Origin of the sequence: Saccharophagus sp. K07, from assembly GCF_014336955.1 — a bacterium.
Taxonomy (GTDB): domain Bacteria; phylum Pseudomonadota; class Gammaproteobacteria; order Pseudomonadales; family Cellvibrionaceae; genus UBA5868.
In genome coordinates this window covers 1,014,540-1,036,349 of the sequence record NZ_QRAI01000001.1, presented here as the reverse complement: position 1 = coordinate 1,036,349, position 21,810 = coordinate 1,014,540, and the positions used below count along the sequence as shown (strand labels likewise).

Genomic DNA, 21,810 nt, shown 5'->3' with positions numbered 1-21,810 from the left:
AGCAGCCCGTCGGAAGGCAACGACGAGCCACTGGGAAACTGTTTTCTACGAACGCAAAAAATCCCGCCGATGGTGCTGTTCAGGAACTGACCTGCTTCCCATCTCGAGAGTCAAAGTTCGCGGATTTTACAACGGAGTTTGCCAAGGCCCCTTAAACGGCAAGGACGTTCAATTGTCACCGTGGAAAGTCTTATCCGGGGAATCCCTACATGACGTCAGCGTCAGAGATAAATGTTCAACCGGAAGAAGAAACACCCGTTTTTAGGCCGCGCACATTATAGAGATGCATGCCAGATAACTCCAGAGGCCACAAGAGTTTTCTCGGCAGGTAAAGGTCGCCATGAAATGGCGGGATCGCTAGAATAGCGACCGCCCTGTTACCGGGCACTCAAGGTTCAAAACCACGATTTAGCGGCGGATGCCACTCATGCCAACACCAGATTCCCAGATCTCTTTGTTCACCCCACCTCTCCCCCGCAAACCCGGAGACAAAATTTTGTGGGGCAATCTCGCTGGTGGCGCGCTGCCTCTCGCTATCGCACACGCGGCGGCTCGGCACGAGTTCGCGACCGTTGTCATAGTCCCGACAACCGCCGCAGTGGATCAATTTGAACGAGACATCAAGCTTTTAATTGAAGGGACCGATAACGCACCGGACGTCCTTCGCTTCGCGGACTGGGAAACTCTTCCCTACGATACCTTTTCCCCTCACCAAGACATTGTCTCGGATCGCATGCGGGCTCTTTACCAATTAGCCCGAGGGAAAAGAAGCATATTAATCGTTGCGGCTCAAACGCTCTGCCAAAAGATAGCACCTAAATCCTATATCGTCGCCAACAGCCTCGTAGTTAAGGTTGGCGAGCGGCTGGCGATTGGTCGATTGCGTGAGCAATTGGCAGCAGCGGGATATCAGTCGGTGGACACGGTTTTCCAACACGGAGAGTACGCTGTGCGCGGTGCGCTGATGGATATTTACCCCATGGGAAGCACCCAGGCGTACCGCATCGAGCTTTTCGACGATGAAGTTGAGTCTCTGCGCGAATTCGACCCGGAGACGCAACGAACAATTAAACACGTTGAGCAAATAGAACTACTGCCAGCGAAAGAATGCCCCTTAGATAAACCCGCGATTTCCCTTTTCAAAAATCAGTGGCATACGCAATTCCAAGGAGACGCTAAGGCGTGCCCCGTATATCAGGATGTCTCCTCTGGCCTCGCTCCTGCGGGAATCGAGTATTACCTGCCGCTTTTTTTTGAAGAAAGCGCAAACCTGTTCGATTATTTGCCTGATAACACATTGACGGTTGTAGTGGGCAATCTGGAGGAGTCCGTCGAAAATTTTTGGCGCTCGGCCTACGAACGTTATGAAAGTCGCCAAGGCGACCGCCTTAGACCCATTCTTCCGCCCACACAACTGTTCTGGGCGGCCAATGAAATTTTCGCGAAGCTCAAACCTCTCGCCAGAATCACAGCTAAAAACCAAGCTGTCGAAGAAGATAAGACAGGGCAATACAACTTCGCCACTTCCCCCCTGCCCGACCTGAGAATCACACATAAAGCCTCAACGCCCCTGCTCGCACTCGAAGCATTTTTATACGAAAAGGAATTTCGCGTGCTGTTTTGCGCCGAGTCTTCAGGCAGGCGCGAAGCCCTGCGCGAGCAATTGGCAAAGATTCGGGTAAAACCAGTTAATTTCAATAATTTCGCCGAATTTGTGCGCAGCAATGAATCATACGGCATAACGATCGCGCCGCTGGATAACGGCCTTATAGATACAAAAAATAAAATCGCTGTTATTGCAGAAGCACAACTGTACGGCGAGCGCATTCAGCAACAACGCAGGCGCAAATCCAGCACGGCAGAAGATCAAGACAACATCATCAAAAACCTCACCGAGCTGAAACTCGGGGCGCCAGTTGTTCACGTGGACAATGGTGTGGGTCGCTATAAAGGGTTGCAATCGCTCGAAGTAGATGGACAGACCCATGAATTTTTAGTCATCGAGTACGCTGACGAAGCCAAACTTTACGTCCCTGTCGCCAATTTGCATCTGATCAGCCGTTATATGGGCGCGGACGAGGATCACGCGCCTCTCCATAAGCTCGGCAGCGATCAATGGCAGAAAGCCAAACGCAAAGCAGCTGAACAAATTCGCGATGTTGCTGCGGAATTGCTGGAAATCTATGCCCGAAGAGAAGCCCGTCAAGGATTTGCATTTAGAGATCCCGAAGAAGCCTATCAAGAATTCTGCGCAAGCTTTCCATTTGAAGAAACACCTGATCAGCTCAGCGCAATCGAGGCGGTTCGCGCGGATATGTTGCGCCCCCAACCAATGGATCGCTTGGTGTGCGGCGATGTCGGCTTTGGTAAAACGGAAGTCGCCATGCGCGCAGCCTTTATCGCCGTACAAAACGGCAAGCAAGTAGTGGTGTTGGTGCCGACAACGCTGTTAGCGCAACAACATTTCGAGAATTTTAAAGACCGTTTTGCCGACTGGCCGGTATATATCGAATCGATTTCACGCTTCAAAACCGCCAAGGAAATTGAACAGATCGAGAAGCGAGTTGAGGAAGGCAAAATCGATATTTTGATCGGCACCCATAAACTACTTCAGGGCAGTTTAAAGTATCCCAAACTCGGCTTATTAATTGTTGACGAAGAGCACCGCTTCGGCGTCAGACAAAAGGAAGCACTGAAATCACTGAGAGCGGAAGTGGACATTCTCACAATGACCGCCACTCCCATTCCGCGCACCCTTAACATGGCCATGAATGGCATTCGCGATCTATCCATTATTGCGACTCCACCAGCCAAACGTTTATCGATCAAAACATTTGTGCGCGAGTTCGATTTCGCCATCGTCAAAGAAGCCATACTGAGGGAAATTCTGCGCGGCGGCCAAGTTTATTATTTGCATAACGAAGTCAAAACCATCGAAAAAACTGCGCGCGAACTGGCCGAAGCCATTCCCGAAGCGCGCGTGCAAATCGGCCATGGCCAAATGCGCGAACGCGAACTGGAATCGGTGATGAGCGACTTCTACCACAAGCGCTTCAACGTCTTGGTTTGCACCACGATTATCGAAACCGGCATCGACGTACCCAGCGCCAATACCATTATCATTGAACGAGCAGATAAATTTGGCTTGGCACAATTGCATCAGCTGCGCGGACGCGTGGGCAGATCTCACCATCAAGCATACGCGTACCTGCTGACGGCCAATGCCAAGGTCATGACAGCCGACGCACATAAGCGCCTTGCGGCCATCGAAGAAGCTCAGGATCTGGGCGCGGGCTTTATGCTCGCTTCACACGATCTCGAAATTCGCGGTGCAGGAGAGCTTTTGGGTGAAGAACAAAGCGGCCAAATGCAGGCAATTGGTTTTTCTTTATATATGGATATGCTGGATCGCGCGGTAAGAGCTATGCGCAAAGGCGAAGTAATCGATCTGGATCAACCGGTGCAAGGCGGAACTGAGATCAACCTCCGAATTCCGGCATTAATTCCCGATCATTACCTGCCAGATGTTCACACACGGCTTATTCTTTATAAACGGATATCCAGCGTTAAAGACCCGGATGAATTGGATGAACTACAGATAGAAATGATTGATCGTTTCGGTCTGTTACCCGATGCCACCAAAAACCTGTTACGCATTACCCGCATTAAACTTGCGGCGGAACAGCTGGGTATACTCAAAATTGAAGCCAATAAAGAGTTTGGCCGAATTGAATTTGGTAGCAAAGTGGCTATAGATCCGATCACCCTGGTTAAATTGGTACAAAGTCAGCCGCGTAATTATCGCCTGGACGGTGCAACCTATTTGAGGTTTTACGCCAATATGGAAAATGCCGAAGATCGTATTCTGCAAACACATAAAACATTGGAATTATTAGCTGATGGAAAGAGTGGAAATTCACTTTCGAATTAATGAGCAAAGGTAGCTTCATGACTGCGTTTACAAGATTATTTTCATCGCTTTACAAAAAACCTTCCCATCTAGCGACATTTGCATTGTTGATCTCTCTGTCCAGCCAGGCATCGGCTGACAATATCTATCATGTGGAATTAATCGTTTTCGAACGCAGTGAACGCCCCGCAACCGGGGATGAAGAGCGCTGGGGAAATAATTTTCATTTGGCCTACCCTACTCCCTGGCTTCGCCTTGTAGATCCAAAAGAAGAAATCTCCAGCCAAGAGGAAGCTGAACCCGATGATTTTCTGCAGGCGCTGCAAGCAGAGCGGCAATCCATAAATGGCGAAGCAGATCTTGCAGACCAGCAAGCATCTGCGCCCATCCAACAACACTATCGATACTTGCCAGCTGACCAACAAAACCTAAGCAAAACCAAGGAGTCATTGAATGGTAGCCGCCAACTGCGCGTATTGTTTCACGAGGCCTGGACCCAACCTTTTCCCGCACCAGAAAAGGCTCCTGCCCTAATTCTTCACGGAGGTAATCGCTATGGTGATCATTTTGAGCTGCAGGGGTTCATTCGGTTGGGTGTAAGCAAATTTTTGCAGCTGGAAACTGATCTTTGGTTTACCCAATTTGTACCCAATTATGGTCAAGAGGCAGATCCGTGGCCCGAATTACCAATAGAACCTAACGAGACAATACATGCGGCATCTATCGGGCCATCACTCACTCAAACGATTGAAAGCCCAACCTCCGAAGAAGAGGTTAATCAAGACAACAGCTGGGACGCTGATGGATATGAAGCAGCTGCTCAACCTGAATATCTGGTTAAGCAAATCATAACCTTAAGACAAAAAAGGAGAATGCGCAGCGGCGAGCTTCATTACCTCGACCACCCAAGACTGGGCGTGGTCATCAAAATAAGCCCATTGCAGCAGAAACCGCAGATCTGAATTATTAACAGGATATATAAAGGAACAATCAGATACTTAACGAATATAATGACGCAGTCGTGATAAGCGCGACTGCGTGCAGGAATTTATAAAGGACTTGCCTTACAGATCAAACACAAGCCACATCATCGGCTTGCAACCCCTTTTCTCCCTGCTGCAGTTCAAACTCCACTTTCTGGCCTTCACTCAAAGATCTATATCCTTCGCCACGAATGTTTCGGTAATGCACGAAGATATCATCTGTATTATCACCACGCGTGATAAAACCATAGCCTCTTGCATTATTGAACCACTTTACAGTGCCATATTCACGAGTAGCCATAATCCACTCCTCTGTTGTTTGCGCTTATTTTTTTGATATTGAATTCACTCAGTGAAGGTACAACGGTAATCCACCACTTTCTCCGATTTCTAAGCTGGTTCAACATAAATTTCATGCGGAACCAGAGCGGGACCTTATGCGAATTTTTTAAGAGTGTCTAGGTACTGACGCATGTTTCAAAGGTGTTTGACGCCAAAGCGCGGGCTCGCGTACGACTTTGTGAACTGCATAAAACAGCAAACCTAATCGCTCAAAATTTGCGCTCTAAAAATCACCAACATATATAGCTTTCGCGAAGCCACCACTCATTTCCTGAGCTCGACCCGCCCAATCGTCGATCAGCGAACTTTGACTCGCTTGAAAAATATCCTAAGATGCATGCCCTTAAGTGCAGCGAAACTCCTCACAATAACTAAGTGGATCTCATGTACGCAGCTCAAGCAGCGCCTCTTCCCCGCCATACCCCTCAGCCGCATTTCAAGATTCATAGATTGTTATGGTCCTTGCTGCTGACATTGGCCACAGGAGTCCTTAGCTACATGCCAGCCAATGCCGCTCCGTGGATCGATGCGAATGAAGGACAAACACGTCATCATTTACAAAACCTCATCGATCGCGGCGTGCTCAATACCCCGATCACCTCATGGCCTGTCATGTGGGCGCATATCAAACAGGAACTCGATGGAATCGAACCGGCATCCTTAGATAAGGATGAGTTATGGTCTTATCAGTACCTTCGCCACGAACTACGCAAAGCTATGCGCAGCATCAGCTTTCAACAAACAGCTTCTATAGGTAACTCGGTTACCTCTATTGGTGATTTTTCAGCCAACCGAAGGGAGGAGCACGAATCTGGACTCGTTTTCAACTACACCGGCCGATTTACTACGCTAAACCTCGATATCAATTACGTTCATGAACCGCAGGACGACGATCGCCTCCGATTTGATGGTTCTTATTGGAGCTTTCTGGCAGGCAATTGGGCTATAGGTGTAGGAGCCATTGATCGCTGGTGGGGTCCAGGATGGGATTCCAGCCTGATCCTTAGCCATAACGCACGACCAGCGCCTGGCATCTTTATCCAGCGAAATTCCAGCACCGCGTTTGAATCTCCTTGGCTCAGTTGGATTGGTCCCTGGCAACTGGTCACCTTCATGTCGCAATTGGAATCGGAGCGACATATTCCAGATGCCCGACTTTGGGGGATGCGGCTCAATATCAAACCACTGCGCAGCCTGGAAATTGGCTTTTCCCGCACTGCCATGTGGGGCGGTAAAGGTCGCCCTGGAGACATAGAAACTTTTGTCAACCTGCTTCTGGGTAACGACAACCGTGGGGATGCAGGAGTCGCCGAGGATGGCAGCAACGAACCCGGCAACCAATTGGCGGGAATCGATTGGCGGTGGAGTCATAGATTCAACAGCCTATCGACGGCTTTTTATGGTCAGCTGATCGGCGAAGACGAAGCAGGTGGAATGCCCTCTCGGCATATAGGAATGGCCGGCGGAGAACTCCAAACTCTTTGGAGAGACACACAGATTCGACTGAGCCTCGAAACCCATAACACCACAGTTTATTTTTATGAATCCGATAAAACCGCCCCCAATGTGGCATATGAACACAGCATATATCAGAGCGGGTATCGCTATCACGGGCGCCCCATAGGGGCATCCACGGACAATGATACGGAAGCCTATGTCTTGCGCAGTCAATTCCATTTCAGCGATGGGGATAGTCTGAATCTAAGTTATGGCCGATTTCACCTGAACGCCGACGGCAGTACCACAGGCTACAGATCAGGCGGAAGCGCATTTGGCTCCGGAGAAACAACAACGAATCGCATTCAGGTGGCCTATACGCGCCCGATCAATTCGACTCTCCTGCTTGAAGTTGGAGCATTTCATTACTCTTCAGCGATTCAATATTCTGGCGAAAAAATCAGCGGTGGTGGTCATGTATCACTGCGCGCCTATTGGTAACTTAACTTTTATCTTTGCGATGGCTTTCATGAGAAGATTTATGACCCGGCTGATCCGAGTGCTTTGCGCAATTCTTGCGATGGGAATAGGAAGTGCTTTTGCTCAGGGATTTACCCCCACACCTGAACAAATTCAGCAATTCAAAAACATGTCGCCCGCTCAGCAGCAGCAAATGGCCGAAGCTGCGGGCATTGATTTAAATGCACTACTGGGATCGCGCCAAAGCAACAATAATCAACCGGTTCTTACAGAGGATATACAACCCAGGAGCGCTACGGTTGACTCCAAAAAAGATGCGGAAACAGAATCGGAAACCGAAGATTCAGCAACCAAAAAAAATTCTGATCCAACAAAATTGCCTCTATTCGGTCGCGACCTGTTTGCGAGTGGTGTAGAAGCCTTTCGCCCCGCCACTGATATTCCGGTACCAGCCAATTATGTATTGGGGCCTGGAGACACCTTAGTCATTCAGCTCTACGGAAAAGAAAATATTGCCCACTCTCTGGTATTGAATCGCGAAGGACAAATTCAATTTCCGCAGATTGGCCCAGTCACTCTCGCTGGTCTTACATTTGAAAAGGCCCAAAAAGTAATTGAGCAAATCGTCAGCGAACAAATGATTGGGATTAAAGCCTCAGTCACCATGGGCGCACTTCGCACCATTCGGATTTTTGTACTAGGAGAAGTAGAAAGACCTGGTTCATTTACGGTCGGCTCACTCGCCACCATGACCAATGCCTTGTTCGCCAGCGGTGGGATTACTGAAGTGGGCAGCATGCGCAATGTTCAACTCAAACGCGGTGGACAAGTTATAACGTCTTTAGACCTTTATGATTTGCTTCTGTTGGGAGACACATCAAAGGATTCTCGCCTGCTACCCGGAGACGTTATTTTTGTTCCGCCAATCGGAAAAACCGTTTCAGTCACGGGACAAGTAAAGCGGCCAGCCACATATGAAATAAAAAAAGAAGCTACCGTCAATACACTCATTCAGCTCGCTGGCGGCCTCACCAACAACGCTTACTTGCCAATTTCTTATTTGGTTCGCCACGATTCTTTTGGTGAACGAACGCTGATAAACATCGACCTATCAACTCCCCAAGGAAAGCAATACGAGCTACAAGACGGAGATTTGTTGTCCATAGCCTCAAAGCTGGATTTTGTTAATAACCAAGTGACCCTCGCCGGCCATGTAAAACGCCCAGGCCCTCGCTCGTGGAAGCCTGACCTGCGTTTTACCGATTTGATTCCAAGCCCTCGAGAATTATTGCCAAATCCTGATATCGACATTGCCTTGATTCAGCGTTTTAGTTTAGAAACCCGGCGGGTAGAAGTGCTTTTATTTTCTCCTACTGAGGCATGGCAGTCGCCTGGCTCAGCCAAAGATCCTCTTCTACAGGGCTTTGATGTTGTCCAATTGTTTAATTACGACGATAAACGCGATGAGCAATTGGCAGATGTTGTAACGCAGCTGGAAGCGCAGGCCCGTTTCAACGAACGCAAAAAAGTCGTCGCCATCAGCGGTAGCGTGCGCTTTCCGGGGGTTTATCCCATTTCAGAAGGAATGACTACAAAAGACCTGATCCAGCTTGCCGGGGGTCTCACCGAGAGCGCACTAGACACTAATGGCGAGATTACACGTTATGGAATTGATGAAGAGCGCCGTCGTGTTGTAATTCATATAGCGGTCAACTTTTCAGATGAACCAGTCCCGATAGAACCCGGTGACACCCTGCAGGTGAAACAAATTCCTCTTTGGAAACAAAAAGAAACCGTGGAAATTTTGGGCGAAGTAATGTTTCCGGGAACTTATACCATTCTTCCAGGGGAAACGCTGGTTGATGTATTAACTCGCGCGGGAGGCCTAACTCCACACGCCTATCCTTTAGGTGCCGTCTTTTCCCGTCAAGAGCTGCGCGAATTAGAGCAACAGCGTTTGACAGAGCTAAAAGATAAATTACAAAGCGAAATCGCAGCTCGCAGCGCAGGTCTTGCAACAGGACAGGAAGAAATCGGTGTTGAAGAGGCCGAGCAGCTGATTAAGAACCTAAATTCCATAAAACCGCTCGGAAGAATGGTTATAGATTTGCCCGCAATTCTGGAAAACTCCGCTCATCACGACTTCCAATTGGAACATGGGGATACACTGACAATTCCACGCTATAAACCTTCGGTCACAGTGGTCGGCGAAGTGCAATACCCCACGTCTCACTTTTATGATCCCTCTCTGGATGCTCAGACCTATATTGAACGCTCTGGTGGTTTCAAGAAGAACGCGGATGAAGCGCGCGTCTATATCGTCAAAGCAAACGGTAGCGTTATGCAACCAGATAATTCAGCTTGGTTTAGGTCCAATAAGGGTCGCATCCAACCAGGCGACACTATCGTGGTACCGCTCGAGACCGATCGCGTGGACAAGCTGACAGTATGGGCGCGGGCAACGCAAATTATTTATCAGGCTGCGCTCGGCGCCGCCGCACTGAAGGCTTTCTAATCGCAATAAAAAAAGCGTTTTAAAAGCTCAGAAAGATATTGCTCAACGGCATTTAGGTCGCTAGAATACGCGACCTCTGCACAGGACCGTAGCTCAGTTGGTTAGAGCACCACCTTGACATGGTGGGGGTCAGCGGTTCGAGTCCGCTCGGTCCTACCAACCTAAATGTGCGAATTTTGAGCTTTAAAAACTTTTAAATTCAAACAGTTAAGAAGGTTGACACAGAGCGAGGAGCGCACTAGTATACGCGCCTCGACAAGCAAGCATCAGATCATTCCGCCTTAGCTCAGTCGGTAGAGCAAATGACTGTTAATCATTGGGTCGCTGGTTCGAGCCCAGCAGGCGGAGCCAAACAAAAAAGCCCTGGTAGAAATACCAGGGCTTTTTTATTTCCGGATACCATCGATAAATAAATCCGATTCGTCAAATCAAGATTTACTCTCCCAGATTTCATACTCTTCGCTCATAAATTTACAATCCTGCAATGCATTGTTGAGTATGCTAATAAAGCGACATTGAACGGAACGGAAAACTTTCACCAGCAATTAGGAGAAACAAATGACAATCCTGGTCACGGGCGGTGCGGGGTATATAGGAACGCACACAGCTGTGCAATTGTTAGAAGCAGGATATGACATAGTTGTCATCGACAATTTCCACAACAGTCATATCGAGGCTATAGAGCGGGTAAAACGCATTACAGGAAAAGAATTTCCTTTGATAAAGGCCGACATCAACGATCAATCGGCGCTAGAAGCCATTTTTCAGCAACACAAGATTAAAGCCGTCATCCATTTTGCTGGACTAAAAGCGGTGGGAGAATCCAATCAAATCCCCCTAGCCTACTACCGCACCAATGTGGCAGGCACTGTAGGGTTGTGCGAGGTGATGGAACGGCATAACTGCAATACTCTTGTTTTTAGCTCATCAGCCACTGTTTATGGGAATCCGGAGCAAGTACCCATTCCTGAGAGCAGTAAAACCTCCGCAACCAATCCCTACGGCCGAAGCAAGCTTATGGTTGAGGAAATTTTGGCGGATACTCAGCGCTCTAGACCCGATTTCTGGAACATCACCCTGTTGCGCTACTTCAACCCTATCGGCGCCCACCCCTCAGGACAAATTGGCGAAGATCCCAACGATATCCCTAATAATCTACTGCCCTATGTGGCCCAAGTTGCCACCGGCAAATTGCGCCAGGTCAACGTATTTGGAAATGATTACAACACACCAGATGGTACAGGAGTGCGTGATTACATCCATGTAATGGATCTTTCTGCTGGGCATCTGAAAGCGCTTGAACACCTACAAAATACGGGCTCTGGATTTCATATTTTTAATCTGGGAACCGGGAGAGGCGTTTCAGTATTGGAAATCATCGAGAAATTCCGCGAGATCTCAGGACAGCCAATCCCTTACAAAATTGCTCCCCGCCGCCCAGGCGACGTGGCAACCTGCTACGCTGATCCCACCAAGGCCCAGAAGGTGCTCGGCTGGAACACCCAATACGGCCTGGAGGACATGATTAAACACACCTGGAACTGGCAGAAACAAAACCCCAATGGTTATAGATCCTGATCCTACTTCTCCCGGGCATAAAAAAAGCCGACTTACGTCGGCTTTTGTTTTACCTGCTTATTCAAAGCGAATTAAAGAAGAAGGCGTCTGACATCCGACAGCAGAGAACCGAGGTACGTCAGGAATCGACCAGCATCACCACCATTGATAGCACGATGGTCATAAGAGAGACACAACGGCAGCATCAAACGCGGCACAAATGCTTTACCATCCCAAACAGGCTTGGTATCAGCTCTTGATACACCCAATATACCCACTTCAGGAGCATTTACGATCGGAGTAAAACCGGTTCCGCCAATTGCCCCAAGGCTGGAGATGGTAAAGCAGCCGCCTTGCATTTCTTTCGGCAACAATTTTCCATCGCGCGCCTTTTTCGCCAACGCAGTGGCCTCTGCAGCCAGTTCAAACAATCCTTTTTGATCAACATTGCGAATCACTGGCACAACCAGGCCATTCGGTGTATCAACCGCTATACCTATGTGGATGTATTTCTTCTGAACTATATGCTCGCCATCCGCATGCAAAGAAACATTGAAGGAAGGCTCAGCTTTCAATGCGGCCGCGCATGCTTTCAACAGGAATGGTAGCGGAGTCAGTTTCACACCTGCTTTTTCCGCTTCATCTTTCATGGATTTACGGAAATTTTCGAGCTCCGTGATATCCACGTCATCAAATTGGGTGACATGAGGAATATTCAACCAGTTACGGGACATATTAAATGCCGTAACTTTTTTGATCTTATTCATTTTCACCATTTCGATTTCCCCGAATTGAGAGAAATCGACGGCAGGCATTGCCGGGATACCGCTACCGCTCACAGAAGCTGCAACAGAACCGCCTTTGGAGCGATTTTCCATAATGGATTTAACGAAGCCGCGCACATCATCCTTGGTAATACGGCCCCTTGGACCGCTCGCTTTCACTTCCGCCAAATCGACGCCCAACTGACGAGCCAGCTTGCGCACGGAGGGCCCGGCGTAAACGGTGGCATTGGACCGAGGAGCAGGCTCTGTAGAAACGCTCGCAGCCGCTGGTGCGACTGATGGCGCAGGAGCGGCCGCGGGGGCTGCTGGCGATGCAGATGGAGCTTTTGCAGGCTGCGGCGCCACTGTGGGAACCGCGCCACCAGAAACTTGCAAACGCCCAATTGGAGTTCCTTTGGAGACCTTGTCGCCCTCTTTGACAAACAACTCGGTTACCTTGCCAGACGCAGTTGCAGGCACTTCCATAGATGCCTTGTCGCTCTCCAGCACGATCAAAGAATCACCCTCTTTGATCTCGTCACCAACTTTTACACTGACCTCAATAACATCGACACCTTCTGCACCACCTATATCGGGCACCACAAGATCAACGACAGATGAGGAAGCAGCTGGCGCGGAAGAACTGGCAGCAGCCTCTGGTTTAGTCTCCGGAGAAGCCGGCGCAGAAGCCGCGACTGAACCTGCAGTTGCCAGAACCAGAACTTTGCTTCCAGCAGAAACTTTATCGCCTTCTTTGATTAAAACGCTAACAACCTTACCGGATGCAGGCGCAGGCACTTCCATAGATGCCTTATCACTTTCCAGAACGATAATGGAATCGCCCTCACTGATATCCTGTCCGGGCTTAACACAGACCTCAATGACATCGACGTTTTCAGCTCCGCCAATGTCCGGCACTTCGACCGTCAGCTCCTGCGCAGCAGATACGGCAGGTGCCGCCGCTGCTGGCTCAGCCTTAGACTGCGCCGGAGCTGCAGCTGGAGCAGCGGCTGTCGTTGTCTCCGCCCCTTCGACTTCCAGCTCGATAATAGGAGAGCCTTCGGACACCTTGTCTCCTTCTTTGAGCAGCACCTTCACAACTTTACCAGCTTTAGGCGCGGGAACTTCCATGGAAGCCTTGTCAGACTCCAGCACTATAAGGGTCTGCTCTGCCTGAATGACATCGCCGACCGCGACAGAAATCTCGATGACATCCACATTTTCGGAGCCACCGATATCAGGAACCTTGATGGTTTCAATAGACACTCTCAGCACTCCTTTTTAGACGGTCGTAGGGTCGGCTTTGTCAGGATCGATACCATATTTTTTCATGGCATCTACCACTTCTGATGTGGGCACTTTGCCTTCGTCTGCCAAAGCTTTGAGAGCAGTGATCACAACGAAATAACGGCTCACTTCAAAGAAATGACGCAATTTCGCGCGGGTGTCACTGCGACCAAAACCATCGGTACCCAAGACGTAATAACGACCGGGGATATATGGACGCAATTGCTCACTGAAGTTTTTCATATAGTCCGTTGAAACGATAAATGGGCCTTCCTGACCTTCCAACTGCTCAGTGATATAAGCTTTTTTCGCTGGTTGATCGGGATGCAAACGATTCCAACGGTCAGCCCGCTGACCGTCGCGAGTCAGTTCATTGATACTGGTCAGGCTCCACACATCGGATTCAACTCCGTGGTTGTCTCGCAACAGCTGCGCAGCCGCTTCCACTTCACGCAGGATGGTGCCAGCACCCATCAATTGAACTTTCTTCTTCGCTTTTTTCTTGCCTTCAATCAGCTTATAAATTCCACGCACTATGCCCTCTTCCGCGCCTTCCGGCATGTCCGGATGAACGTAGTTTTCGTTCATAGTGGTGATGTAATAGAAACAGTTTTCCTTATCAGCATACATCCGCTTCAAACCGTCCTGGATAATGACGGCCAGTTCGTAGGCGTACGCGGGATCGTATGTACGACAGGTAGGAATGGTATTAGCCAGAATATGGCTGTGACCGTCCTGGTGCTGCAAACCTTCGCCGTTCAATGTGGTGCGACCAGCGGTTGCGCCTATGAGGAAGCCGCGAGCTTGAATATCGCCCGCCAGCCACGCCAAATCGCCAATGCGCTGGAAGCCGAACATCGAGTAGTAAATATAGAAAGGCACCATAGGCACTTTGTAAGTGCTATAGGCTGTGGCACAGTTGATCCAGGCTGACATAGCGCCGGCTTCGTTGATACCTTCTTCCAGAATCTGCCCTTTTTGATCTTCCTTGTAATACATGATCTGGTTGGCGTCGTGCGGCGTATATTTCTGTCCGGCTGACGAATAGATACCCAACTGACGGAACATCCCTTCCATACCAAAGGTGCGCGCCTCATCCGGCACGATCGGAACAATTCGCTGACCGATATTCTTGTCTTTCACCAGGGTAGACAGAATGCGCACGAAAGCCATAGTGGTGGAGATTTCTCGGTCACCGGTGGATTTCAGCAAGGCTCTGAAAGACTCCAGACTCGGCACTTCCAAAGATTCAAAATCAGACACGCGCGATGGTAAATAGCCGTTCAGCTGTTTGCGTCGCTCGTGCAGATAAATCATCTCCGGCGAATCCGGTGCGGGCCGGTAATATGGAACATTTTTCAACTCCTCATCACTGATGGGAATTTCAAAGCGGTCACGGAATGCTTTCAGGCTATCGAGATCCAGCTTCTTGACTGAGTGCGCGACATTCGCAGACTCAGCAGAACTTCCCATGCCATAGCCTTTAACTGTTTGCGCAAGGATAACTGTCGGCTGACCTTTATGAGCAACCGCCGCAGCATAAGCCGCGTAAACTTTTTGTGGGTCGTGACCACCGCGATTGAGCGCATAGATTTCATCGTCGGTCATATCTTTGACCAACTCCAACAACTCCGGATATTTGCCGAAGAAGTGTTCGCGCGTGTAGGCGCCACCGTTGGCTTTGAAATTCTGCATTTCGCCATCGACGCACTCGTCCATGCGCTTCTGCAGCAAGCCGGTTTTATCTTTGGCCAGCAATTCATCCCATTTGCTGCCCCACAGAACTTTAATGACGTTCCAGCCTGCACCGCGGAAAACACCTTCCAATTCCTGGACAATTTTGCCGTTGCCGCGCACAGGGCCGTCCAGACGCTGCAGGTTACAGTTAATGACGAAGATCAGATTGTCCATCTGCTCTCGTCCCGCAAGAGAAATTGCGCCCAGTGATTCTGGCTCGTCACACTCACCGTCACCGAGGAACGCCCACACCTTACGATCACCGCGAGGAGCAAGACCGCGCGCGGACATGTAACGCATTACGTGAGCTTGATAGATGGCCATGATAGGCCCGAGTCCCATGGATACGGTGGGGAATTGCCAATAATCCGGCATCAACCATGGGTGGGGATAAGAGGAAAGACCCTTGCCATCCACTTCACGGCGGAAGTTATCGAGATGGTCTTCTGTCAGTCGGCCTTCCAGGTAAGAACGCGCGTACATGCCGGGAGCGCTGTGGCCTTGGAAATAAACCAAATCACCCAGTTGATCGCCGTCGTTGCCGCGGAAAAAGTGGTTAAAACCTACATCGTACAGGGTCGCTGCCGAGGAGAATGTGGATATATGACCACCGAGCCCCTCATCATTGTCGTTAGCGCGCATAACCATGGCCATGGCGTTCCAACGAGTCAAAGAGCGGATTCGGCGCTCTAGCTTGGGGTCTCCAGGAAGTTTTTTCTCTTCTGCAACAGGAATAGTGTTGCAATACGGCGTGTTAATAGCAGAAGGCAGTTTTACGCCGGATTGGGTCGCCGCATTTGCCAGTTGTGCCAGCAAATACGCGGCCCGCTCTGAACCACCGTGTCGAATTACTGATTCAAGAGCATCTAGCCACTCTCGGGTTTCGAGAGCATCAATATCCTCGAGCATTCAAGTCTCCTCATCCGTCGCGCGGGGATCGCGCTTCATTCAACAAACGTTTACCTCAATCTATGTCGAGGCCTTTGTAGTTGGCGCTGACCTGAATCCACACACAATAACTGCACCTCAGAACCAAAACGTCGTCCTGATAAACAAACAATTCCCTCATTACGAAAGTAATGTGTTCAGAGCAACACAGGTGATTGGCGGAAAGAAAGGTTTCGCCTTGATATTCGTTTTTACACGTACAGGGTTGGCAAAATATTCTGTAACAACCATAGGCACAAGGCCGCCGGCCAGCTACGGGTGACCGATTCTACACAGGTCAACCCCAATTATCTACCGGCTGTTTTCGCTGCATTGCAGCAGTCCCGGCGCCTTCAGGGCAGCCCCTCTTTCCCACGAAACAGCTGGCAGATAATCACTCGAAGATGCTGCACCGCCTGCAACGCTCCCAGTGTAATCGCAACCGCACCTACTTTTTCAACAATATATATTCATAGATTCCGTCGATATCACGGAATGAGTACAGCTGGTTGCCACTGAGCTCCGCAAAAGCGTGAAAATCCCGGACCGAGCCGGAATCGGTCGCCAGAACCCGGATATAGCTCCCGGAAGCCACTTGGTTGAGCGCTTGTTTGGCTTTCAGCAAGGGCAATGGGCAGCGAAGCCCGCAGGCATTCAGATCTATCTCGATAGGTGGGGAGCCGGCAGGCAGATCAATCGGGTTGGACACTATGGAATCTCTCCGTTACGGAATGGTCTCAAGCAGCGCAACTTAATTCATTGCGATCTTGTAGGCTTTATTTGTTATCGCATAACGATCAATATCAGTTTTTTTCATGCGATCTGGTCAAGCAGGCGACAGCTGGCTACATTAGTTCGCCGCGTACGGGGAATTCCCGGTTCGTTTGAACCCGGAACCAAGCCTATCCCTCGCTCGCATTTAACAAAGGTTGGTTATGGTTCGGCGTCGCGCTTCATTCTACGTGATATTTCTTTTCATCCTGCACGCTTTGTTCGCGCAGGCCTGGGCAGTCGTTGATAAGGCCGAACTGCAATTGCCCTCGCTGGGTGAAAGCAGCGCAGGATTGATCTCCGTCTCCGAAGAGTATGCACTTGGCCAAGAGCTGATCAGACTCTACCGCGCCGCTTTGCCAACATCCCTGGACCCGTTCATCGAATCCTATCTTGCATCGCTCATCCAGCGAGTAGCGAACTACAGCGACCTGCAGGATAAGCGCCTGGAACTGATCGTACTCGACAGCCCTCAGCTAAACGCTTTTGCCGCTCCCGGCGGGATCGTAGGGGTCAATACCGGAACCTTTCTCACAGCACAAAACGAGCATCAACTCGCCTCCATCATTGCGCACGAGCTTGCACACTTGAGCCAACGCCACTATGCCCGGCGAGTACAGCAACAAAAAACCACCTCAACCGTAGGATTGGCCGCCCTCCTGGCCAGCCTTGTGGTGCTGGCAGCGGGTAATAGCGATGTCGGAATTGCTGCGATTCCCGCGATCCAGGCCGCCACTGTTGAGTCTTCGCTGAGGTTCAGCCGGGAAATGGAGATCGAAGCCGACCGCATTGGCATGCAGACTCTCACTGCCGCGGGATTTGATCCTCATGCCATGACCAATATGTTTGAGCAGATGATCAAATCCACCCGCTATCAAACTCGGGTACCTGAATTTTTTCTAACCCACCCGTTGACCGAAGCGCGGATTTCGGACTCTGCAAGCCGGGCACAACGATATCCGAAGAAACATGTGGAGCCCGACGAGGAATACCAGATGCTCCGCGCGCGCGTTATGTTGCATTTCGAAACCAGCTCCGCACGCGCAGCAAAACGATTTGAAGAGGAAGTGGACCGCTATCAAACCATGTCACCACTGACCGCGCACTACGGCCTGGTGCTGGCGCGGATTCGCAACGGCGATATCAAAGGTGCCCGCTCAGCCTTGGAGCGCCTTAAAACCATGACCAATAATCGCGCAATCCTAGCAGTGGCGGAAGCTGACATTGCGGCCAAAGAGGAAAATTGGGAGCAAGCGATTGACGTACTGCGCTCTGCACTCGCCCAACAACCAGCCAATCATCCATTAAACGTGCGCTTGGCCGAAATACTGATGGAATCGGGGCGCTATATCCAATGCGAAGCACTTTTAATGGAACACGTTAAAAGACATCCCAGCAATTCCTATGTCTGGTATTTGCTGGCCGAGGTGCACGGCTTGGCCGGACACATTCTCGACGTACACAAAGCCCGCGCAGAATATTTTTTGCTGAAAGGTATTTACGACAAAGCGGAAATTCAATTGCGCAATGCACTGCGCTTAACCGATGAAAAAGATTTTCAAGCCCGCGCAAGAATAGAACAACGTCTATTAGACGTAAGAAAACTTAAAGAAAACAGCCAATTTAGATAAATAAATTTGCAAAGGAAAAGCGGGCTTAAGTCTCGCACAATCCCCAAATCGATTCCTTCAACCAGCGCTCTGCCTCCGGCGCTGGCAATGGTCGTCCCATATAGAAACCCTGGGCTTCATCACAACCGAGATCCACGAGCTTTTGGTAAATCGCCGAACTCTCTACACCCTCCGCCACCACCCGCAATCCGAGGTTGTGAGCGAGATTAATTGTTGAGTTAACAATAATCTCGTCCTGCTCATCATTTAACATGGAGCGCACAAAGGACGAGTCAATCTTCAATGTTTGTACAGGCAATCGCTTGAGATAAGCGAGCGATGAATATCCCGTACCAAAATCATCCACCGACAATTTAACACCCAAACGATGAATCCGCGCGAGCGCCGCTTCCGCGCGACTTGGATCGGACATAATGGTGCTTTCAGTAATTTCCAACTCCACCAAATGTCCTGGAACTTCATATTCGCGCAACAGGCGCTTTAAATCCAAGGCAATTCGATCATCCAGCAAATTGCGCGCAGATAAATTCATCGCCATGCTGATATGAAATCCTTGTTGCAACCATTGCTTGCAATGGCGAATGCCATTTTCCAATACCCAGAGCGTCATGGGATAAATAAGGTTGGAGTGCTCGGCAATCGGAATAAAATCATTCGGCGGAATAAATCCGAGTTCCGGATGATTCCAGCGCAGCAAGGCTTCAAAACCATAAACCTTGTTTGAACTCAGCTGGATTTTTGGCTGAAAATGCAAAATTAATTGATTCTCGCGAATAGAGCGCCCTAAAGCTCCCATTAATTCAAGACGCTTGGGAGAGTGAGGATCGAACGCGGAATCGTAGACGGCTACTCCCTGCAAACAGGTTTTGGCCCTGTACATGGCTACGTCAGCAAACCTCATCATAGCACTGACGTCCTGCGCCTGATCAGGACAAATCGCAACCCCAATACTTGCACAAATCTCCGTGCGCAAACCCTCAACTTCAAATACCAACGAAATACTGTCGAGGATTTTGTGGGCCAATATGGCAGCTTGCTGTGCATTGCGTAAATTGGGTAAAAAAATCGCGAACTCATCGCCGCCCAATCGCACCACCAAACCTTTTGTTTCATTCAGCATTGACTGCAGGCGCTGCCCCAATTGTTTGAGAACTTTGTCGCCAGCCAGATGCCCGAGCGTATCATTGATTTCCTTGAATCTATCCAAATCGATCAACAACAGCGCCATTTTTTGTTCATCGCCGCGCTCCTTGAGTGCCTTATTCATGGTGCGATATAGCACACTTCTATTGGGCAACCCCGTCAGCACATCATGATTGGCGAGGTATTCCATTCTGGCGAGATAACGGCATTTATCCGTAATATTTCGTGTTGTTCCCCATACCCGGGTAAGAAATCCATTTTCGACGATTCCGATAGCGCTGCTTTGCAACGACATCACTTGCCCTGAGCTATCCAAATGTTCGTACTCGCGATCTTCAAGACGATAGCGGTTTTGCACAAAATCGGTGATGTCAGCGCTGAGATTTGGCGAGCCATTGTGGTAGATCGGTAAGCCAATGAGATGGGACGCCGAACCTACACCGTACAACCGCACCAACTTTTCATTACACTCGGCGAGCACCGCACGCTTCAGAATTAAATCGACCTGCTGTTCTATGGGGAGACGGGTATTGATGGGGGGGCAGATATCGTAGCGCCAGATCGCATCTGGACTGTTGGCAATATAGGCGCGGTAGCGAGCTTCGCTCTCTTTGATCGCCAGCTCGCGCCGCACAGATTGTGTGATATCACTGATGACAACCATGACACCATCGACTTTACCGCACTCATCGGTCGTCGGAATTTTGTCGACCCGGAACCAGCAGTCACCGCATTCTTCCAAAGCGCGCTCGCGCGATTCCAATTGCGGCCGACGCGTCCGATACACCTGCATGATCTCCCGCTGGCGCTCAGCTGGATCATCCCAGCACGGGGCTATCTCGACAAATGTTTTACCTATGAGCTGGCCGTCTTTGCGCCACTCATACGCCCGGGCATTCGCATGCCGGATTACGCCCCAACGATCAAAATACAGGACGATTTCCCGCATGGAATTCAAAAGCACGTTGAGCGCGTGATTGGTTTGATACGCACCGAACGCGGCACCGGTAAATTCCGATGAAATCATTTCATTTGGGTTCGTCACACCAGAGTTACCCTACTGCGGCAGATATTGTTATAGCGATTGCTGCACGGCGATTATGAGGGTAGCGGCTGTCCCAGCCGTTGACACCAGGGAATTGGTCGGACAGTCAATGAATCCTTCTGTACTGTCGCCACAATAAACACAAACACTTTCAGTATAGCCAACCCTGTCAATACGCAACTTAAAAAGCATGAAATGTGACTTTTAATTCCTAAAACTTATAGTCAAATTTTTCAAAAGGCACCTCTGCATTTCTCTGAGACTAACCCTGCCGCTTTGCTGAGGTTATACTCGGTGCGATTTTCTAACCATGTCCGGAGAATTTATGAAGGACTCCTCGCGTTTGGTGTACTCCACTGAAACTGGCCGCATTAAACAGCCCAAACCCAAAGATGCTGCACCTATTCCCCCTGCCGATTCCGTCGTCCGCCTGCAGCGCGAATCCAAAGGGCGCGGCGGCAAAGGGGTGACCCTCATCACGGGGCTTCCCCTGGATGAAGAAGGCTTAAAAAACCTCGCCAAAGAACTGAAACAGGCCTGTGGAACGGGCGGGACTGTCAAAGATGGGGTTATTGAAATTCAGGGCGAGCAAAGGGAAAAGCTAAAACCGATTCTGGAAAAGAAAGGTTTTAAAGTAAAAATCGCCGGCGGATAAAGAGAAATGCCAGGCTGGTTAGGTTCTTGCTTTGTCTCTTCCAAATCATTTTTATCGCCATTTTTTTGACGGGAGAGGAGTCAAAGCCCCATGAGCTTTACAGAAATCTGGCCCATTTTTGACACTGCTTTAAAAGTTGGCCTGGGCGGCGCATTAACCCTGACTACTGCATGGCTGTATCACCGCAAACAGGCCAACCCCCAAAATGCCCCCTACACCAATCGTCGGATTGAGCTGCTGGAAGAAATATCCGCATCGGTCGGCACCGTCAATCACTGTTTCGCCCGTTATTCCGCGCTGGTTATAGAGTCCACCAAGTTCGGCAAGAACTGGCCTGCAGCGCGCAAACAGGAACTCGAAAAAGCCAACACAGAATTGGTTGAAGAATTCCGCAAACTCGCGGATGCAGAAGCGAAGTTATTGATGTTGGGTGAAAAAGCCATGGAGAAAACTTTGCGGCTCTACGGTGCCCGCATCGCTCTATTTCGCAAGCAGGTTTATGTGGGACGACAAGATATTACCGAACAGGAAATTGCCGATCTGAAAACCGCGATCCTGACGTTGCGAGAGCAGTTTTACGACTTGCTAAGTCAGCGCTACGACCGGCTTTTAGTTGCGGCCTGAAA

13 protein-coding genes and 2 tRNA genes are annotated in these 21,810 nt (G+C 49.8%); 10 read left to right on the top strand and 5 right to left on the bottom strand.

Going from position 1 to position 21,810, the window contains the following annotated elements; translation table 11 throughout:
• Positions 1 to 427: 427 nt before the first annotated feature.
• Complete coding sequence (gene mfd / locus DWB84_RS04380) at positions 428 to 3,931, top strand: transcription-repair coupling factor (protein WP_187408510.1); 3,504 nt, start codon at positions 428 to 430, stop codon at positions 3,929 to 3,931.
• A gap of 17 nt (positions 3,932 to 3,948) precedes the next feature.
• Complete coding sequence (locus DWB84_RS04375) at positions 3,949 to 4,872, top strand: CsiV family protein (protein WP_187408509.1); 924 nt, start codon at positions 3,949 to 3,951, stop codon at positions 4,870 to 4,872.
• Positions 4,873 to 4,981: 109 nt separating this feature from the next.
• On the opposite strand, the gene DWB84_RS04370 is transcribed toward DWB84_RS04375, so the two are convergent.
• Positions 4,982 to 5,194 carry a cold-shock protein gene (locus DWB84_RS04370; RefSeq protein WP_187408508.1) on the bottom strand — a complete coding sequence of 71 codons (213 nt, stop codon included), beginning with the start codon at positions 5,192 to 5,194 and terminating at the stop codon, positions 4,982 to 4,984.
• A gap of 425 nt (positions 5,195 to 5,619) precedes the next feature.
• On the opposite strand from DWB84_RS04370, the gene DWB84_RS04365 reads away from it, so the two are divergent.
• The 5 genes from DWB84_RS04365 to galE all read left to right on the top strand — a co-directional run bounded on the left by DWB84_RS04365 (position 5,620) and on the right by galE (position 11,245).
• Positions 5,620 to 7,173 (top strand): capsule assembly Wzi family protein, encoded by a 1,554-nt coding sequence (locus tag DWB84_RS04365; protein ID WP_187408507.1) that lies wholly within the window; start codon positions 5,620 to 5,622, stop codon positions 7,171 to 7,173.
• A complete protein-coding gene (locus DWB84_RS04360; protein ID WP_255428819.1) occupies positions 7,079 to 9,667 on the top strand; it encodes an SLBB domain-containing protein in 2,589 nt (862 codons plus the stop codon). The genes DWB84_RS04365 and DWB84_RS04360 overlap by 95 nt, the downstream gene beginning before the upstream one ends.
• An 82-nt stretch (positions 9,668 to 9,749) precedes the next feature.
• A tRNA-Val gene (locus DWB84_RS04355) sits at positions 9,750 to 9,826 on the top strand.
• A 116-nt stretch (positions 9,827 to 9,942) separates the two neighbouring features.
• A tRNA-Asn gene (locus DWB84_RS04350) sits at positions 9,943 to 10,018 on the top strand.
• 207 nt (positions 10,019 to 10,225) lie between these two features.
• Positions 10,226 to 11,245, top strand: a complete 1,020-nt coding sequence (gene galE, locus DWB84_RS04345; RefSeq protein ID WP_187408506.1) for a UDP-glucose 4-epimerase GalE — start codon at positions 10,226 to 10,228, stop codon at positions 11,243 to 11,245.
• A 71-nt stretch (positions 11,246 to 11,316) separates the two neighbouring features.
• Here the strand turns inward: galE and aceF are convergent, their stop codons facing one another.
• The 3 genes from aceF to DWB84_RS04330 form a co-directional block, all read right to left on the bottom strand.
• Positions 11,317 to 13,254 carry a dihydrolipoyllysine-residue acetyltransferase gene (gene aceF / locus DWB84_RS04340; RefSeq protein WP_187408505.1) on the bottom strand — a complete coding sequence of 646 codons (1,938 nt, stop codon included), beginning with the start codon at positions 13,252 to 13,254 and terminating at the stop codon, positions 11,317 to 11,319.
• 15 nt (positions 13,255 to 13,269) lie between these two features.
• Entirely contained in the window at positions 13,270 to 15,921 is a 2,652-nt protein-coding gene (aceE, locus tag DWB84_RS04335) for a pyruvate dehydrogenase (acetyl-transferring), homodimeric type (RefSeq protein ID WP_187408504.1), read from the bottom strand.
• Positions 15,922 to 16,387: 466 nt separating this feature from the next.
• Entirely contained in the window at positions 16,388 to 16,648 is a 261-nt protein-coding gene (locus tag DWB84_RS04330) for a sulfurtransferase TusA family protein (RefSeq protein ID WP_370589667.1), read from the bottom strand.
• 226 nt (positions 16,649 to 16,874) lie between these two features.
• On the opposite strand from DWB84_RS04330, the gene DWB84_RS04325 reads away from it, so the two are divergent.
• Positions 16,875 to 18,341 (top strand): M48 family metalloprotease, encoded by a 1,467-nt coding sequence (locus tag DWB84_RS04325; protein ID WP_187408503.1) that lies wholly within the window; start codon positions 16,875 to 16,877, stop codon positions 18,339 to 18,341.
• Positions 18,342 to 18,366: 25 nt separating this feature from the next.
• Here the strand turns inward: DWB84_RS04325 and DWB84_RS04320 are convergent, their stop codons facing one another.
• Positions 18,367 to 20,529, bottom strand: coding sequence for an EAL domain-containing protein (locus DWB84_RS04320; RefSeq protein ID WP_370589665.1), 2,163 nt, complete (start codon positions 20,527 to 20,529; stop codon positions 18,367 to 18,369).
• A gap of 325 nt (positions 20,530 to 20,854) precedes the next feature.
• Here DWB84_RS04320 and yciH point away from each other — a divergent pair, with 325 nt between their 5' ends.
• Both yciH and DWB84_RS04310 read left to right on the top strand, forming a co-directional pair.
• On the top strand, positions 20,855 to 21,184 hold the full coding sequence (yciH, locus tag DWB84_RS04315) for a stress response translation initiation inhibitor YciH (protein ID WP_187408502.1): 330 nt from the start codon (positions 20,855 to 20,857) through the stop codon (positions 21,182 to 21,184).
• 90 nt (positions 21,185 to 21,274) lie between these two features.
• Positions 21,275 to 21,808: an energy transducer TonB gene (locus DWB84_RS04310; RefSeq protein WP_187408501.1), complete on the top strand. Its 534-nt coding sequence runs from the start codon at positions 21,275 to 21,277 to the stop codon at positions 21,806 to 21,808.
• Positions 21,809 to 21,810: the final 2 nt, after the last annotated feature.

Excerpts from the sequence above, each read along its gene's own strand:
- aceE (WP_187408504.1), bottom strand. The coding sequence starts at position 15,921 with ATGCTCGAGGATATTGATGCTCTCGAAACCCGAGAGTGGCTAGATGCT.
- DWB84_RS04310 (WP_187408501.1), top strand. The coding sequence starts at position 21,275 with ATGAGCTTTACAGAAATCTGGCCCATTTTTGACACTGCTTTAAAAGTT.
- galE (WP_187408506.1), top strand. The coding sequence starts at position 10,226 with ATGACAATCCTGGTCACGGGCGGTGCGGGGTATATAGGAACGCACACA.
- DWB84_RS04375 (WP_187408509.1), top strand. The coding sequence starts at position 3,949 with ATGACTGCGTTTACAAGATTATTTTCATCGCTTTACAAAAAACCTTCC.
- DWB84_RS04325 (WP_187408503.1), top strand. The coding sequence starts at position 16,875 with ATGGTTCGGCGTCGCGCTTCATTCTACGTGATATTTCTTTTCATCCTG.
- yciH (WP_187408502.1), top strand. The coding sequence starts at position 20,855 with ATGAAGGACTCCTCGCGTTTGGTGTACTCCACTGAAACTGGCCGCATT.
- DWB84_RS04370 (WP_187408508.1), bottom strand. The coding sequence starts at position 5,194 with ATGGCTACTCGTGAATATGGCACTGTAAAGTGGTTCAATAATGCAAGA.
- mfd (WP_187408510.1), top strand. The coding sequence starts at position 428 with ATGCCAACACCAGATTCCCAGATCTCTTTGTTCACCCCACCTCTCCCC.
- DWB84_RS04365 (WP_187408507.1), top strand. The coding sequence starts at position 5,620 with ATGTACGCAGCTCAAGCAGCGCCTCTTCCCCGCCATACCCCTCAGCCG.